At 69.6% G+C, this 16,384-nt stretch carries 13 protein-coding genes; 4 read left to right on the top strand and 9 right to left on the bottom strand.

The genetic code is table 11. From position 1 onward, the window contains the following. Positions 1-287: 287 nt before the first annotated feature. Positions 288-863, top strand: coding sequence for an HAD family hydrolase (locus IE98_RS46785; protein ID WP_234443683.1), 576 nt, complete (start codon positions 288-290; stop codon positions 861-863). 21 nt (positions 864-884) lie between these two features. Here the strand turns inward: IE98_RS46785 and IE98_RS46780 are convergent, their stop codons facing one another. Then, positions 885-2,111 (bottom strand): YqcI/YcgG family protein, encoded by a 1,227-nt coding sequence (locus IE98_RS46780; protein WP_078661329.1) that lies wholly within the window; start codon positions 2,109-2,111, stop codon positions 885-887. A gap of 477 nt (positions 2,112-2,588) precedes the next feature. On the opposite strand from IE98_RS46780, the gene IE98_RS0126810 reads away from it, so the two are divergent. After that, the gene (locus IE98_RS0126810; protein ID WP_199922970.1) at positions 2,589-4,715 is read left to right on the top strand and encodes a glycoside hydrolase family 3 protein; all 2,127 of its coding nucleotides are present in this window, start codon (positions 2,589-2,591) and stop codon (positions 4,713-4,715) included. Positions 4,716-4,904: 189 nt separating this feature from the next. On the opposite strand, the gene IE98_RS0126800 is transcribed toward IE98_RS0126810, so the two are convergent. Both IE98_RS0126800 and IE98_RS0126795 read right to left on the bottom strand, forming a co-directional pair. After that, positions 4,905-5,219 carry a hypothetical protein gene (locus tag IE98_RS0126800; RefSeq protein ID WP_030273220.1) on the bottom strand — a complete coding sequence of 105 codons (315 nt, stop codon included), beginning with the start codon at positions 5,217-5,219 and terminating at the stop codon, positions 4,905-4,907. A 134-nt stretch (positions 5,220-5,353) separates the two neighbouring features. Next, positions 5,354-6,193, bottom strand: coding sequence for an IS5 family transposase (locus tag IE98_RS0126795; RefSeq protein ID WP_030273218.1), 840 nt, complete (start codon positions 6,191-6,193; stop codon positions 5,354-5,356). A gap of 679 nt (positions 6,194-6,872) precedes the next feature. On the opposite strand from IE98_RS0126795, the gene IE98_RS0126790 reads away from it, so the two are divergent. Beyond that, positions 6,873-7,295, top strand: coding sequence for a DUF5994 family protein (locus IE98_RS0126790; RefSeq protein WP_159401076.1), 423 nt, complete (start codon positions 6,873-6,875; stop codon positions 7,293-7,295). 43 nt (positions 7,296-7,338) lie between these two features. Here IE98_RS0126790 and IE98_RS0126785 read toward each other — a convergent pair whose 3' ends face one another. The 5 genes from IE98_RS0126785 to IE98_RS0126765 form a co-directional block, all read right to left on the bottom strand. Beyond that, positions 7,339-8,514, bottom strand: coding sequence for a PP2C family protein-serine/threonine phosphatase (locus tag IE98_RS0126785; RefSeq protein ID WP_030273214.1), 1,176 nt, complete (start codon positions 8,512-8,514; stop codon positions 7,339-7,341). Between the two features lie 462 nt (positions 8,515-8,976). After that, positions 8,977-11,478, bottom strand: coding sequence for an FtsX-like permease family protein (locus tag IE98_RS0126780; protein WP_030273213.1), 2,502 nt, complete (start codon positions 11,476-11,478; stop codon positions 8,977-8,979). Then, the gene (locus IE98_RS0126775) at positions 11,475-12,185 is read right to left on the bottom strand and encodes an ABC transporter ATP-binding protein (protein ID WP_043175185.1); all 711 of its coding nucleotides are present in this window, start codon (positions 12,183-12,185) and stop codon (positions 11,475-11,477) included. The genes IE98_RS0126780 and IE98_RS0126775 overlap by 4 nt, the downstream gene beginning before the upstream one ends. A gap of 81 nt (positions 12,186-12,266) precedes the next feature. After that, complete coding sequence (locus IE98_RS0126770; RefSeq protein WP_078661328.1) at positions 12,267-12,653, bottom strand: peptidase inhibitor family I36 protein; 387 nt, start codon at positions 12,651-12,653, stop codon at positions 12,267-12,269. 525 nt (positions 12,654-13,178) lie between these two features. Beyond that, positions 13,179-13,868 carry a DUF4386 domain-containing protein gene (locus tag IE98_RS0126765; protein WP_043175183.1) on the bottom strand — a complete coding sequence of 230 codons (690 nt, stop codon included), beginning with the start codon at positions 13,866-13,868 and terminating at the stop codon, positions 13,179-13,181. A gap of 153 nt (positions 13,869-14,021) precedes the next feature. Here IE98_RS0126765 and IE98_RS0126760 point away from each other — a divergent pair, with 153 nt between their 5' ends. Then, on the top strand, positions 14,022-14,723 hold the full coding sequence (locus IE98_RS0126760; RefSeq protein WP_030273206.1) for a TetR/AcrR family transcriptional regulator C-terminal domain-containing protein: 702 nt from the start codon (positions 14,022-14,024) through the stop codon (positions 14,721-14,723). A gap of 28 nt (positions 14,724-14,751) precedes the next feature. On the opposite strand, the gene IE98_RS0126755 is transcribed toward IE98_RS0126760, so the two are convergent. After that, complete coding sequence (locus IE98_RS0126755; protein ID WP_030273204.1) at positions 14,752-16,320, bottom strand: sigma-70 family RNA polymerase sigma factor; 1,569 nt, start codon at positions 16,318-16,320, stop codon at positions 14,752-14,754. Positions 16,321-16,384 lie beyond the last annotated feature (64 nt).

The following is a 16,384-nucleotide window of genomic DNA, read 5'->3' as shown; positions in this document are numbered from 1 at the left end:
CGTCCGAGTAGTCCTTCATCGCCATCGGCGCTGTTCTCGCTTCCTCCGGATCAAGCAGATCCAGTATCAGCGTGTCCACCTCTCAGGGCGAAGGCCCTCTCTCGGTTCGCAGTACGTTCAGCAGGCCCAGACGTGGTCGACAGCGTGTGGTCCACGATTGCTTACGAGCGTCAGCCGTGACTACGGATTCCCGATCGCTCACTGATGTTCTCCGGCCAGCCAGGCACATTCTGCTCGATTTCAACGGTCCACTCTGATCGATCTTCGCTGGATTTCCCGCCCCGGAAGTGGCCCGACGCCTATTCAATGACCTACTTGCCGAAGGCGAGCTGCTGCCCAGCAGACTCGAAACCGAGACCGATCCGCTAGCCCTATTTGCTCAAATCGCCAGCGCCCGGCCTGAAATCACTGCAAAAGTTGACGCCACATTGGCCAACCTTGAAAAGCAAGCTGCACTCATGGGCAAGCCGAACCCCCACGGAGATATGCTCATTCATGCCTGCATCCGAACAGGGCGCCAGGTCTCGATTGTTAGCAATAATTCCGGCATCGCAATCGAGGCATACCTATCAGCCCGGGGCCTCACCCGGCAGGTAGATGGCGTATTCGGCCGCGTGCCGGGTGAGCCCTCTTCCATGAAGCCTAGTCCGCGCCTCCTACTTGACGCCATGGAGGCCGCACCCAGCATTCCCGCTGACTCCATTTTTATTGGTGACTCTGCGCGCGATGTCGAGGCTGGCCGTGCCGCAGGGGTCGAAACTATCAGTTACGCCAACAAGCCGGGCAAGGAAAATAGATTGGCCGATGCCGGCGCAGTCATCGTAGCGCATTCCATGAAGCAGATAACTACAGCACTTGAATAAGAGGTGACAGGTTTATAATTTCTATCCTTCGCTACTGGGAGGCGTGACATACCCTCCCACTTTTTCTACGAATTCGGGCGCGTCGTACCATGCAACCGGAGGGTCGGCATGATTTTCCGGAAGCACAAACCTATGCGCCTCTAGATTCTGATGTTCATATCCTTGGTAGACGTTTTGGAACGCGTCGCGAATCTGCTGAATATTAGCACTCGCCCTATCGCGAGGCATTTTGTGATGGAAGGATGAGTTTGGCTGCAAGAGGACAAATATCCAGTCATTAATGCCGTGAGTATAGCGACTGTGCGTGTATCCATAGCAGGGCGAGAATACGTTAATAAAGAAATCTTCATTGTCAAACGAGAAATGCCAGCCTTCACTAGTGGCCTCGTCGCGAGAGAAGGGGCGAGGGCCGGCCGGATCGTTTGCCATCAAGAATACCACTAGCGTCTTGATCAACCTGGACAGTGAAGGTATGTCGCCCAGAAATACACCTACTGGAAAGGCGAAAAGGAATCCATCCAAGTGCTCCCTTTGCGCAACCCGGACAAAAGATGTAAGGAATGGGAGAGACGAGCTTAGGTTTTCCTGGAGAGACTCAGTCGGCACGTAGGTCGGCGCACCCCAGATGCGCGACTGGGATGCAAAAATGCATTGAGACCTGTCCTTAATTCTCAGGAAAGCGTCGAGGCAGGGAGCCGTACCCGGGTCGAAGTAGCGATCGAACCTCTGAGAATCAGTTGCATTATCTAGCTTCTTAAAAAAAGCCTGCTCGAATGGCATATCAATCTTGGTGAATGACTGTATTATTGCGGCGTGGAGCACCGGGATCGCATCGGCCAGGGAGCGGAATTTACCTGGATTTGTCGGAAGTCTGTCAAGTTCATAGAAAGTGATAATTCGAGCCACTTCCGACGTGAGTCGCTTAACTTCCTTGATGGCTCCGGCAAGATCAATATCGGGTCCATTTTTGCGCTGCTCGAACTCTGCTTCAATGCTTGCATTCATCCCCGAGGCCCTGTATGCGCCATTTAGCGCAACGCTGTATTGATCTGCAATGCAGATGCTTGTGACGAAGATCTCGATTAAATGCTCGGCGAGATCATCGCCGTCTGGCGAATCACCCGATATGTCGTCAAGTTCCACCGCATGCTCATAGAGATAGAAAGCGGCAGATGTCGGCTTCCAGTATCCCTGAGATATAGCCTGAACCATTCGCCGGACGGTGACTTGAGCGTGGCCAATATTCATTTCACACGCCCTATCTTATGGGGCCTTGCGGGTTCAATTTTCGTTCCGCTGCCGCAGGTCTGCAACCGCGCAGGGAGCTAGCCGGGGGAGGGGCACCACATGTTCTGGTGACATGGGGTTATGGGTGACCAGTCTTCTAGCGTGGCAGTCCTGAAAGATAGCCACAACTCCTGCCACGTGCCGAATCGGTTTGTACTGTGCGTGACGATAGGAGGCTGGTTCAATAATTGGCAAAGACTCCACGAGGAGATTAGCCTTCCCGTGTCTGCTCGGGTGATCGATCCACTCTCCGCTGGGGAACGCCAGCTCGATCTCCGTGGCGCGTTCGTCCCGCCTACCTGCAGCCTCATCTGCTGGAGATAGCCCAGGAGATCATTCTGACTGCCGCTCGCCGATTCACCTAGATGGGTAGCCGCGACGGTCGGCAGGCTGCGTGGAAGAATAGATCCCGGAGTTCGAGCGATGAGGAGTCCGACTGTGCCCGTTGACTCCGGTGCTGACAAGCAGGCTCGTGCGATCGAGTCGCAGATGACGAACGCTGAGCGACTGTCCTTAGTAGTCAGCGTGATCGGCGTGACGACGGAGATGCCCACGCATGACAAGCGCATCCCGCCGGACATGGCGATGAGCGTGGGCTATGTGCCCGGCGTTCCGCGCTTGGGGGTGCCAGCGTTGCGGATGTCGGACGCAAGCCTAGGCATCACCAATCCCGGCTACCGCCCGGGGGACACAGCCACCGCGTTGCCTGCGGCTTTGGCTACCGGTGCGAGCTTCAATCCTGTCCTGGCACGCGAGGCCGGCAGGATGCTGGGACGCGAGGCCCGAGAACGCGGCTTCAACGTGCTCCTGGGCGGCGGCATGAACCTGGTGCGCGACCCGCGCAACGGCCGCAACTTCGAGTACCTGTCCGAGGATCCCTGGCACAGCGCCGTCCTCGCCGCCGAGGCCGTGGCGGGTACACAGGCCGAAGGCGTGATCTCGACGGTCAAGCACTTCTCGCTCAACTGCAACGAGACCAACCGGCACTGGCTGGACGCAGTCATCGACCCGGACGCTCACCGCGAGTCGGACCTGCTCGCCTTCCAGATCGCGATCGAGCGCGCGCAGCCGGGGGCGGTCATGTCCGGCTACAACAAGATCAACGGTGTCTACGCCGGCGACAACCAACTCCTGCTCAACGACATCCTCAAGGACGCCTGGGGGTATGCGGGCTGGGTGATGTCCGACTGGGGCGGCACCACCGGCTGGGAATGCGCGCTGCACGGCCTGGACCAGGAGTCCGGAGCCCAGATCGACACCATGATGTGGGGGCAGGAGTGGTTCACCCATACCCTCCAGACCGCCTACCAGGAGGGCCGACTTCCCAGGGAACGGCTGTCGGACATGGTCCGCCGCATTCTGCGCTCGATCTACGCGGTCGGCGCCGACACCTGGGGGCCGACGCCCGCAGTCGACATGGACCTCCACCATCACATCGCCCTGGAGACCGCCCGCCAGGGCATCGTCCTGCTCAAGAACAACGGCATCCTGCCGATTCCCGCCGAATCCGCCGCGCGCATCGCCGTGATCGGCGGCTACGCCCACCTCGGTGTGCTCACCGGCACCGGCTCCAGCGCCGTCGTCCCACCCGGCGGCTACGCAGCCAGCATCAACCTCGGCGGCCCCGGCATCATGGGCAGCGCCCGCAGCCTGTTCCTGCTGCCGTCCTCCCCGCTGGACGAACTGCGCAAGCTGCTGCCCGACGCGACCATCGAATATGACCCCGGCACGAACCCCGCCGACGCCGCCGCCCTGGCCCGCCGTAGTGACATCGTCGTCGTCTTCGGCATCCGCGTCGAGAGCGAAGGCTTCGACCTACCCGACCTCGCCCTACCGTGGGGGCAGGACTCAGTCATCGAGGCGATTGCCGCGGCCAACCCCGAGACTGTCGTCGTACTGGAGAATGGCTCACCCATTGCGATGCCGTGGCTGGATGAGGTCGCGGGCGTCGTCGAAGCGTGGTACCCGGGCCAAGCCGGCGGCCTAGCCATAGCAGAAATGCTCACTGGCGTGATCAACCCCTCGGGTCGCCTTCCGATCACTTTCCCCGCCGACCTGAGAGACACCCCCCGCCCTGACCTTTCTGGCCTGGGAGCTCCTTGGGGCACGCCCACCACCATCAGCTACCGCGAGGGATCCGATGTCGGCTACCGCTGGTACGCCAAGACCGGCGCCAAGCCGCTGTTCCCCTTTGGATATGGCCTGACATACACCAGCTTCGCCTACACCGATGCCGAGGTCAGCGGCGGCGACACCGTCACCATGAACGTCACCGTCACCAACACTGGTGCCAGGGAGGGCGCGGACGTTCCCCAGCTCTACCTCACCGGCGTCGCCGAGAAGGCTCTGTTTCGGCTGATGGGCTTCGCACGGGTCCAGCTCGCCCCCGGGCAGTCGCAGCGCGTAGAGCTGACGGCGGACCCCCGTCTGCTCGCTCACTTCGACGGTGGCGCCGGCCAGTGGCGCATCGCTGACGGCGCTTACCGTGTCGCCCTCGGTCGAAGCACGACCGACCTGGAAGCCCACGCCCAAGTTCAGGTCAGAGGAAGGTTATTCGGCGACTGACCGATCCCATCGGCACAGCCGGCCATGTGATCGTGTTAGGAGAGCTGCGTGCAATGAACCGGTGTCAACGAACCTAACCCCCATGGACCAGCTGTGGGCCAGACCCATTGGGACTGGCTGCAGCTTTGACACCTGGATGGCCAACAACGACACGGCTCGCGACCAGCAGGAGGAGGGGAAGGTGTACCTCTAGCCGTGTCTCAGCAGGTACGACAGCGCCACCACGGCGCCCTGCGCCTTACGCATATCCGTCGATTCGGCCTCAAGAACCCATTGGATCAAGATGCCCTTAGCCTGCTCCGGGTCGAACACCAGAACCGTACGGTTCTGGTCGGCGGGAATCGTGGACGGTAGGTGCCGCAGGCCATACCTGTGGAGGAGGTTGGAGATCTTCTCGGCGACCTGCCGGCTGGTACGCCCAGCACCGACCAGGTCCCGCAGCTCCCCCACGGTGTAGGAGGCAGATCCCCCCTCTGCGGCCACCTCGCGAACAACCTGCTCCACGTCTCACCCCTTCGCTCCGCAGCAGGCTACCGGCAGCACCGACGCCACCTCTCGTGTGGTTGACAACCACCAAGGGACCGGCCTCCAATGCGGATCGGCCGTCTCACTGGGCGTTTCGTCCCTGACTTTGGACGTCAGGTGCCGCGCCAGGTCGGGGTGGTCTCGCCGGTGAGGCGGCGGGTCATGAGGTTGATCATGGCGACGTGGACCATGGCTTCGGAGCGGGCCGGGAGTGCTTCGTAGTCGCGGGCGAGGCGGCGGTGGTTCATGAGCCAGCCGAAGGTGCGCTCGACGACCCAGTGGCGGGGTTGGACGACGAATCCCCTGGTCGTGGGGTCGCGGCGGACGATCTCGAGGTCGATGCCCAGGGTGGCGGCGTGTTCGACGACGGCGTTCTTGTAGCCCATGTCGGCCCAGGCCTTGCCGATGGTGGAGTGCTCGGCCGCGACCGCGGTCAGCAGCTGTCGGCCGGCGGCGTTGTCCTGGACGCTCGCGGCGGTGACCAGCACCACGAGCAGCAGGCCGATCGTGTCGACCACGATGTTGCGTTTCCTGCCGACGATCCGCTTCCCGACATCGGCGCCCTGGCCTGCGAGGGGGACGTTCGTGGAGGTCTTGATGCTCTGCGAGTCGATGATGCAGGCCGTCGGCTCGGGATCGCGGCCCTCGGCGGTGCGGACAAGGCGTCGGAGTAGGCCGTTGAGCTGCTCGAATACTCCCTCCTTCTGCCATCGGGCGAAGTAGGCGTAGACGGTTTCCCAGGGCGGGTAGTCGTGCGGGAGGTAGCGCCAGGGGATGCCGGTGCGGTCGACGTAGAGGATGGCGTCCAGCAGGTCGCGCAGGTCGTGCTCGGGTGGTCGGCCGAACGCGAGGGCGCGTTCGGTCCGGGCCCGGCGCCAGGCGGTGAGGGTGGGCTCGACCAGGGCCCAGCGGGCATCGGACAGGTCGCTCGGATACGGTCGACGTTCCGTCATGACGACGGCATACTGCGGGATCGTCGCTCTGCCCAGGGCTCGCGGTAATCGAGAGACAACACACTCAGGCCCGGCATCCAGGGATGAGACAGGAGGAAGCGCACAGTTCCGGCGGACATTCGTGCAACGGCGCCCCTCCCGCCACACAGAGCCCCAAGCGTCACCGAACGCCAGCAGCCCAGGAGCCCCGGAAACCGGGATCAATTGACCCGCCTACGGGTGAAACACCCAGTCAGTTTCCGTCTCGTTCGTCGCTGTCCACCCACGGTCGAGTCGGCGGGGAGAACGCTCCGAACACCGCAGGTCAGGGCGCGAATGGACAGGTGCAGACACCGCACCGGAGAATTGGAAAGCGTGTTGGGGGCAACCCCTCACGAGTTCGAATCTCGTATCCTCCGCCTTCTCGAAGGCCCGGACCGCACCATGCGGTCCGGGCCTTCGTCGTCCCGTGACCACAGCTTCACGGAGTCGAGAACGGGTACCGGAACACGGGGTGGCCCGGATGAACTCCGGGGCCGCTCCCGTGGCGGGCGGCCCCGGGGAAGAGCGCCGCGGAGTACGGTGGAAGCCAACCAAGGACATTCCGCACACCGGCATCAGCGCCGACGTCGCCCTGGGTCAAGAATTGGTCCTTCGCGGACCGGACGGGCGGCCCCTCGTGATGCCGATCCCCCTCCCTGTGTCCCCCGAGCCGTGGTCGGTGCCCGATGCCCCGCTGCTGCCGCGCCTGGCACTGGAACCGACCATGTCGCGGGAGGGTGTCTTCGACGGGGCCTGGTGGCCCCGCTCGGACAACGTCCTCGCCGAGCTGCCGGACCTGATCACCGCGCTCGGCGCCCACCTCGGACGCATCGTCCGGGTCGGCCTCGACATCTCCGCCTGGAACGGCGTGCCCGGGTCTGTCACGGTGAACGGCCTGGCGATCAGGATCAACTGGTTCACCGGCAGCGACGCGACGATCAGCGTCACGCGGGGCTTCCAGGACCACTTCCTGCTCCTGGTGGTGCCGCCCGGCTCCCTTCCGGCCATGGCCACCTCGGCGATGGCCAGAGCCTCAGCGACCGGAAACCACACCCCGGCAGTCGAACTCCTGATCGGATGAGAGCGGCCCGGCACCTCGAAAGCCGCGGTGGGGTGCCGGTGTCTCAGCGCCACTCGATCAGGAACAGGGTGGCGTCATCACTCGTGAACCCGCCCCGCTTCTCCTTCAGAACATGGGAGAGTGCCCGCACCACGGCCCGCACCCCGTCCTGCGAACGCTCGACGCGGTTGACCCACTCGATGAGCTGTTCCTCCCCGAACTGCTCCCCGCCGGCCTCACGCTCCTCGACCAGGCCGTCGGTGAAGCACAGGACCCGGTCACCGTGCCGCAGCAGCCGCTCGCTGATCACCGGTTCCTCGCCGCCGAACCCCACCGGCAGGGTGGTCGCGCTCTCCAGCCGCTCGACGACGACGTGATCGCGGATCAGCAACGGCATGGGATGGCCGGCGTTGACCCACTGCAGGTGGCCGGTGGCGGTGTCCAGCCGCATCATCTGCGCGGTGACGAAGTGGTCCGGCCCGAACTGCTCGGCGATGGCCCGGTCCATGAACGCGTAGATCTCGGCCAGCCCGATGTCGGCGCGTCTGGCGTGCCGGTACGCACCGATGGCAACAGTCGCCATCGTGGCGGCGTCCAGCCCGTGACCCATGGCATCGATCGTGGCCACGTGCAGGAGGTCGTCGTTGAGCGCGTAGTCGAAGCTGTCCCCGGCCACCTGGTACGCAGGTTCGAGGATGCCCGCCACCGCGACCCGGGGAACGGTCATCGCCAGCGGCGGCAGCAAGGACCACTGGATCTCCGCCGCCACACTCATCGGTTCCAGACGCCGGGCCTGGAAGATCCGGTCGGTGTAGCCGCTCTTGGTGATCAGCAGATCCGCGACCAGGGCAGCGAAACGCCGCAGCAGCCGCCGGTCGTCCTCATCGACGGTGTCCAGCGTGAGGGCCAGCACCCCGACCTCGTCACCGCCGTCCAGCAACGGCAGGCACATCCGCACCCCGTCGGCCCGCGGCTCCTCGACCGGGACACCGCGCAGGAAAGCCGCCCCTTCAGGAGAGCCGTCGATCGGCACCGGCTCCCCGACGGCCAGCCCCGGCAGCGGCACCAGCACCAGCTGGCCGTAGTCCTGCAGCAGGATCGCCGGACCACGGCCACCGAACCCGTTCACCGCATCGGCGACCAGCGGTGCGATCGACCGGGGCGGAAGCTCGCGGGCCTGATCGAGCAGCGCGCCCAGCGCACGCGCGCCGAACCCCGCCGACCGCTCCGGCCTTGCCATGGCGGGCCTCCGCTCACCGTCCCTGCCCACCGCCGTCGCGTGCAACCGCACGGGCTGGATCACCCCTGGCACTCCGGTCCGATTCACCGGTCCGGTCCTTCCATTACGCCCGACCGCGGCGCTTTACGCCTCCGGTCACGTACCTCCCTGCAAGTCGACATCACCAAGAAGTCGGCCCTGCAGAGCGTCGGCGCATCCCAGCCGCCGCGGAGCACGGTCGGGCCCGGTCTCGGTCCTGGTCTCATTCACCCCGGTTCAACCACGTCCGACACCCTGGCCGCGAACCGCACTGCCCCAGGTCAGAACCTGTACGGACCTCGTCGGACAACGTCCGGGAGAATTGGAAAGCGTGTTGGGGGCAGCCCCTCACGAGTTCGAATCTCGTATCCTCCGCCTCTGCCCGCCAGGGCGGACGAAAGGCCCCGACCGGTTCCCGGTCGGGGCCTTCGTCGTTGTGGGCGCTCAGCCGGTGGATCGGCTGCGGGTGCGGGTGGCGGCGGGTGGGACGAGGTAGCCGGCGAGTGCGGCGGCGGTGATCAGGCCGGCGGTCGCGGCGGTGAGGGACGCCCAGGGGACGACGAGGGCGGTGCCCTTCGGCCAGAGCTGGGCGCCGGCCAGGACGAGGCCGGTGAGGAGTCCGCAGCCGAGCGAGAGCGAGGTGATCGCGGTGGCCTGCGTCGCGGAGACCAGCCGCTGGGTGCGGCCACCGAAGCCGATGACGTGGAGCAGTCGCAGCCGGGGCCGCAGTTCCTGGGTGGAGGCGGAGACCGCGAGCAGGGTCGCGACCAGGACGGCCGCACCCGCGATCGCCGTCATGACGTTCCACCGGGCCGGGACGGACCGGGTGTGCGGCGGTTCGATCCGGAGGGCGGTGGCGGGGATCCCGAGGGGTTCGAGGGCCGTGCCGAGCCGGCGCTCGATGCCCGGGGGCAGCGCCTCCTCCGGGGTGACCAGGTAGGTCGTCGTGACGGGGAACAGGCCGAGGCCCCGGGCGGCCGCGCCGGTGAGGACACCCGCGGCACGGTTGCGCGTGGTCCGGTCCACGGCCGCGCCCGGGCGGGCCGCGACGGTGAGCGGCGGCCGGCCCGCCGCACCCGGCGTCGGTTCGAAGGCCAGCACGGCGCTCCCGTCCCGGACGAAGCCGGGGTCGAACACCACGACCTTCCCCGCCGTCAGGGCGGCCGCCTCGTCGGCCGTCCGGTCCCGCAGGGCGAGCGCACGGAAGTCGGCCTCCGTCTCCACGATCTGCAGGGTGCCGTGGGGATTCGCGGCCTGCGCCGACCGCGCGAGGAGGGCGACCTTCGGCAGGGCGAGTCGTGACGGCGCGTCGGCGGCGGGTCGGTCCGCGGCGTACACGCCCCGGACCTGGACGACGGAGGCCCGGGCGCCGACGGTCCGGCGCACCGCGGCCTCGACGGCGTCGGACGGCGGGGCGTCCCGCAGCACCACCTCGATCTGCCCGGGGTGCCGCGAACCGGCGTACTCGCGGGCGTCCCTGGCCGTGTTGCTGCCGACGAAGACGGCGGTGGAGGCGGCGAAGGCGACGGTGACCACGCCGAAGACGACCGCCGCGGCCGGGCGCCGCCGGTCCCTGGCGAGGTCGCGGAGGCCGAACCGCGGGCCCGGTCCGAGCGGTGCGGCGGCCCGGCCGAGCAGCACCAGGAGGTCGGGCACCACCAGCAGGGTCGCCGCGAGGAGGGCGAGGCCGCCGGCCACGCCGGGGGTGCTGGACCCGGCGACCGCCCCGCCGGTGATCGCGACTGCCGCCAGCGCGCCGCAGACCGCCGCAGACCGCCGGCGGCGCCGGCCCGCGGTGTCGACGGGGACACGGCTGAGCCGGCGGCGGACGGTGTGCCCGGCCGCGAGCCGCGCGGGCAGCCAGACGCCGAGCGCACCGCACAGCACGGTCGCCACCAGCAGGAGCAGCGGGCGCAGTGACGTGAGGTCGACCGGTGCCAGGTCGCGGTGGACGGCCGCGCGGACCGTCGGTCGGAGGGCCGCGCCGAGGGCCGTTCCGAGGAGGACGCCGAGGGATCCCCCGACGGCGGCCGCCAGCAGGCCCGCGGCCCGGGCCAGCCGGACGAGCCGCGCACCGTCGAAGCCGACGGCGGACAGCAGGCCGAACTGCCGCTGGAGGCGGCGCATCCGGATGCCGAAGGCCGCGGCGGAGCCGGCCAGCACGAGGAGGAGCCCGGGGAGGGCGACGAGTCCGGGCTGGGCCGCGAGCAGGGTCCGGGCGGCCGAGGCGACCTGCGGCCTGGTCCGGACGGCGAGGTGCAGCTGCGCCGCCCGCGGGCCGATCAGGCGTGCCGCGTCGGGGCCGGTCACCAGCCAGCCGCGGGTGACGCCGGATTCCGCGGGGTGGGCCGGGTCGGACCAGGTCTCGAACAGGCCGGGCCCGCCCGCGACGAACTCGGCGTCGTGGGCGGTCGGGTCCTCGACCAGGCCGACCACGACGGCCGGGGTGGCCGAGCCGCGGAAGCGCAGGGTGTCGCCGATGCCCAGGTGGTGCCCGGCGGCGAGACGGCCGGAGAGGGCGGCCTCGGCCGGGCCGGCCGGCAGCCGCCCGGCCGTGGCCCGCAGCCAGCCGCGCGTGGCCGCCGCCGTCCAGTCGCTCTCCCGGTAGGCGGCGTACCCGGTGAGACCGCCGAGGACGACCGGGACCTCGGGTGCCCGGTAGTAGGGGACGGCGGCGGTGCCGGTGGGCAGCGGCCCGACGAGGGCGGCCAGGTCGGCGGGGGCCGGGCCCGGCTCCGTCCGGTCGACCTGGAGGTCGGCCCGGGCCATGGCCGCGGTCGCGAGCTGCTGCGGCGAGAGGTTGAGCGTGTCCACCACGGACGCGGCGGCGGTGGCGAGCAGGACGGGGACGGCGAAGAGCAGGAGGAGCATCGCGCGCCGGCGGCCCGTGCCGATGACGACCGACCGGGCGAGCCGGAGGTCGACCGGGAGGTGACGGTGGTTCACCGGGCGTCCTCGCGGCCCGTGGGCGCGGCCCGTTCCTCGATCCGGTCGAGCGCACCGTCCCGCAGGTGCACGACGCGGTCCGCGAAGTCGGCGTTGGCCGGGTTGTGCGTGCTGAGCAGGACGGTGGTGCCGTTGTCGCAGAGCTCCCGCAGGAGTTTCATGATCTCGACGCCGGTCTCCGAGTCCAGCGACCCGGTGGGCTCGTCCGCCAGCACGAGGCGCCGGTCGCCGACGACGGCGCGGGCGATCGCCACCCGCTGCTGCTGGCCGCCGGAGACCTGGTCGGGGAACCGTCCGCCGGTGCCGTCGAGGCCGACCCGGGCCAGGGCCGCCCGGGCGGCGGAGCGGGCGGCCTGCCGGCCGGCCCCCGCGCCCTCCAGCGGGAGCGCGACGTTCTCCTCCAGCGTCAGCTCGGCCAGCAGGTTGAGCTCCTGGAAGACGAAGCCGACGGCGGTCAGCCGCATCCGGGCCAACTGCCGTTCGGAGCACCGTGTCAGGTCCTGGCCGAGGACGCGGACGGTGCCGCTGTCGGCGCGGTCGAGACCGCCGGCGATGCTCAGCAGCGTCGTCTTGCCGGAGCCGCTGGCACCCATGACGGCGACCAGTTCGCCCCGCGCCGCCCGCAGGTCGACGCCGGCGAGGGCGCGGACCTCGGCGCCGCCCGAGCGGAAGGTCCGGCCGACGGCCTCGAACTGCACTACGGACACGCTGTGTTCCCCTCGGGGTTCAGTCGGCCGCGGTCCGGATCCCGCGGCGGTGCAGGATCCGGACCGCCAGGTGCGGGCAGGTCAGCAGGCGAGGTCGTCGGTGTAGACGCGGACGGAACTGGCCTCGTCGTTGTTGTACCAACCGACGTATCCGTTACTGGAGTTGGGGTTCATGCACTCGCTGCCGCCGGTGGCGTTCGCACCCCAGAACCACTTGGCGTCCCTGGTCCAGGAGTTGTTGATCCACGAGGAGGTGCGGTCGTTGAAGCCGGTGAGGTTGTACGTCCCCGCGTTGGCGCCGTGGATCCAGCTGCCGCCGTTGAAGTACGAGTCGTCGTAGAGGCAGACGTTGCCGACGTCGCAGCTGGTCGACACGGCTGCCGCCGGGCCGGCGAAGCCGACGAGGCCGACACCGGCCGCCATGACCGCCGCGGCGGTCAGGCCGGCCACCCGCTGTCCTGCGCCCATTTCCACTCCCCCTTGCACACGAACCGATGAACCGGCGGGCGCCGGTACCGGGCGGACACTAACCAGGGTGCGGGCGCCGTGGCGGCGGAAACCGGAGGACGCCCCTCAACACCTGACGCGTTCACGCCGAATTTGGCGGGGTGCACGGTGGTGGGCCGCCGACGCGGCGCACGACTCCGGACGGACTGCGGTGCACCCGTTCCGCCGGAGCCGGGACGGCCGAGTCGCCCGGCAGGTCGTCGGCGGTGGACGTGGATCGGCCATGGGGGCCGCACCGCGCGACGGGCGGACGTTCGCGCCCGTCGTCACGGCCGTCGGCCGGGATCCCCGGGGCCGCCACCGGGCGGTTCCGGGCCGCCCGGACGCCGGACCGGCACCGGTCCCGCATCGGGAATCTCCGGCCCCGGGTCTCCGGCGGCCGGCCCGGCGCCGCATTCCCGCCGGTGGGAGCCGTGGGCCGGTCCGATCGGCCGCGGCCGCTCCCGAACGGGCTGGGCCGGCTGTGATTGGCCGGAAAGCAGTGGTTCAGGCGACGGCCGGGGCAGGGGTGGCGGCCGGGGCGAAGCCGCGCGTCACCAGGCAGGTGGCGAGGGAGAGCTCCCAGGCGAAGACCGGGACGGCGGCGAGGGCGCCCCAGGTGGAGACCTGGGTGTAGGCGCCGAAGAGCACGGCGACGGCGGAGGCGAAGATCAGCGGGCCGCCGATCAGGCCGAGCACGGCGACGAAGCGCGGCACCAGGCGGGAGCGGTACATGAGGTACGCCGCCAGCAGGGTGTTGGCGCCGCAGACGAAGTTGGGGCCCAGCAGGAACGTCCAGTCGTGGACGGCCACCAGGGCCCGGGCGGTGGTGGCGAGTGCGGCCGGGTCGGCGCCGTCCGCACCGTGCCGGCGCAGGGTCACCACGGCGAGCAGGCCGACGATGCCGACCGCGATGACGGCGGCCTCCAGGACGCGCAGGCCCACGTAGCCGGCGGCGACGGCCTCGTTGTGGCGCCGGGTCACCGGGTACAGCGTGACGGCGGTGCCGACGATGCCGAGGGCCAGCAGCACTTCGAGCAGGGCGCCGAGCAGCACCCGGCCGTCCGGGCCCGCGCCGAGGACGTAGCCGGGGTCGTTCAGGACGGGCCCGTAGAGGGCGAGTGCGCCGATCGAGGTGATGTGGGTGGCGAAGTAGCAGAGGCCTGCCGCCCTCGCGAGCGTTCTCGACGGTTCCACCGGGGCTCCTTGGTCGACGAACGGCCGGGTCCGCGGCAGCGCGGCACCGACGGAGGTGTACGGCGTACACCTCTGCTGGGAACGGTAGGGTGTACGCCGTACACCGGTCAAGGGGTGTCCGGCCCCGGACGCCCGGAGGAGAGGCGGTCGGAGATGAGCCGGCAGACGGACGGCGGTCGGCGGACCCCGCTCAACAGGGACCGGGTGCTGCGCACCGCCGTCGCGCTGGCGGACCGGGCCGGCATCGAGGCGCTGAGCATGCGCAGCCTCGCCCAGGAGCTCGGGGTCGTCCCGATGGCGCTCTACAAGCACGTGGCCAACAAGGAGCAGCTGCTCGACGGCATGGTCGACGTCGTCGTCGGCGAGGTCGGGGCCCCGGCCGAGGACGCCGACTGGAAGTCCGCCGTCCGCGGGCGGGTCCTCGCCACCCGGCAGGCGCTGCTGCGCCACCCGTGGGCCGCGCGGGTGGTGGAGTCACGGCCCGGGCCGACGCCCGGCACGCTCGGCCACCTCGACTCGGTCATCGGGATGTTCCTGGCCGGCGGCCTCTCGGCCGACCTCACCCACCACGCGATGCACGCCCTGGGCGGCCGGGTGTGGGGCTTCACCCAGGAGCTGTTCCCCGCTCCCCCGCCCTCGGCCGACCCGGAGGTGCAGGCGGCGGTGCTGCGCGAGGCGGCCGCCCGCTACCCGCACGTCGTGGCGATCGCCACGGCGGGCGCCGCGCACGACGGGGGGTCGGTGGTCGGCGCCGGCTGCGACGACCTCTTCGAGTTCGAGTTCGCCCTCGACCTGCTGCTGGACGGCATCGAGCGGCTGCACCGGCGGGGTTGGACCTCCGTCCGGCCCGGCTGACGATCCCCGGGCCGGACGCCGGGGGTCATCAGGCCGGGGTGCCGACGTCCAGGGTCCACAGCAGGCCGCCGGCCGGGTCGGGGGCGGTGCCGACGCCGGCGTCGAGGTAGCGGCAGTCGAGCATGTTCTGCTGGTGGTAGTCGTCGTCCATCCAGTCGTCGAAGACGTCGGCGGGGGCCTTGCGCCGCTGGTCGATGTTCTCGCCCCAGGCCCGCCACTGGTAGCCGGCCGCGTCGATCCGGCTCTGCGGGCCGCGGCCGGAGGGGTCGTCGTGGTCGAAGTAGCGGCGGGCCGACATGTCCTCGGAGTGCCGCTGGGCGGCGCTGTGCAGCTTGGCGTCGACGCGCAGCGCACGGCAGCCGCGCTTGGCCCGCTCGGCGTTGATCAGGTCGACGAGCTGCCGTTCCGGGCTGCGCGGCGTGGGGCTCGGGCTCGCCGAGGGCGACGGGGAGGGGCTGGGCGGGGCCGTGGTCGGCGACGGCGAGGGCGCCGGCACGTCGAGGACGACGGTCTGCGGCCCCGCGGCGGAGACCGAGGGGACGGGCGGCGGCGGGGCGGCCTCGCCGGGGAGACCGCGGACGACACCGAGGACGGCGGCGGTGACGGCGACCGCCCCGGCGGCCTGGAGGGCGCGGCGGGCCCGGCGCCGGGCGGCCCGGCGCAGGCTCCGCGTCCCGCGCGGCCCGACCAGGTCGAGCACCCGGCCGCCCACCCCGGACGGCGCCGGCGGCACGGCCGCGGAGCCGGCGTGGGACAGCGCGGAGGAGACCGCCGCTCCCGGCCCGGGCAGGGCGGCGAACTTGGCCGCGAAGAACTCCGGGCCGAGCGTGAAGCCGTGCATCGGCACCACCAGGACGAGGCCGGCGAGCAGTCCCTCGGCGGGGACGAGGCCGCGGCCCGCACCCTCGCAGATTCGGCAGGCCCGCAGGTGGCGGGCTATTCGCTTGCGCCAGAGCGCGCTTGGGCGGCCGTCCCAGGCGGCGGTGAGCTCGCCGAGGGAGGGGCAGGGCGGCTCGGCGGAGAGCGCCCGGACGACGGTGCGGCCGACCTCCAGCTGCTCCTTCATCCGCTGCACCCGGACGGCGGTGTGCTGCGGGGAGAGTTCCAGCGCCTCGGCGAGCTCGGTGCGGGTGATCCGGCCTGCGGCCTCCAGCCACCAGAGCGAGAGCAGGTCACGGTCCCGGTCGTCCAGCCAGCGGGTCGCCTCGGTGACCTCGCGGCGCTGGCCGGACAGACCCAGGCGCAGCACGGTGAGGTCGACGAAGTCGCCGGCCGGGTCGGCGACCTGGGCCATGCCCTCGATGTCGGGGACGGGCCCGGTCTGCCGGGCGTTGCGGCTGCGGCGCACCTCGTTCATGGCGACGGCGACCAGCCAGGAGCGGAAGGCGCCGGTGTCGCGCAGGCCGGACAGGCCGCCGACCATGCGGATCATGGTCTCCTGGACGACGTCGTCCACGTCGGGATGGCCGTTCATGGCCCGGCCGACGATGTTGTAGACGAGCGGCAGGCAGTCGGCGACCAGCCGGTCGCGGGCCGCCCCGTCGCCGGCCTGCGCCGCCTCGACCACCTCGGTGTCCATTGCGCCGTCGTTGCCCATGTGCCCTGTCCTCGCTCGTCCTCAAGCCACGGCCCCCACTGGACGGAGACCCGGGCGGCCGGAC

Source organism: Streptomyces sp. NRRL B-24484 (genome assembly GCF_000717715.1).
In the GTDB taxonomy this organism is placed as follows: Bacteria; Actinomycetota; Actinomycetes; order Streptomycetales; family Streptomycetaceae; genus Kitasatospora.
The sequence above is the reverse complement of the archived record's forward strand: the minus strand, read 5'-3'. Positions and strand labels throughout refer to the sequence as shown.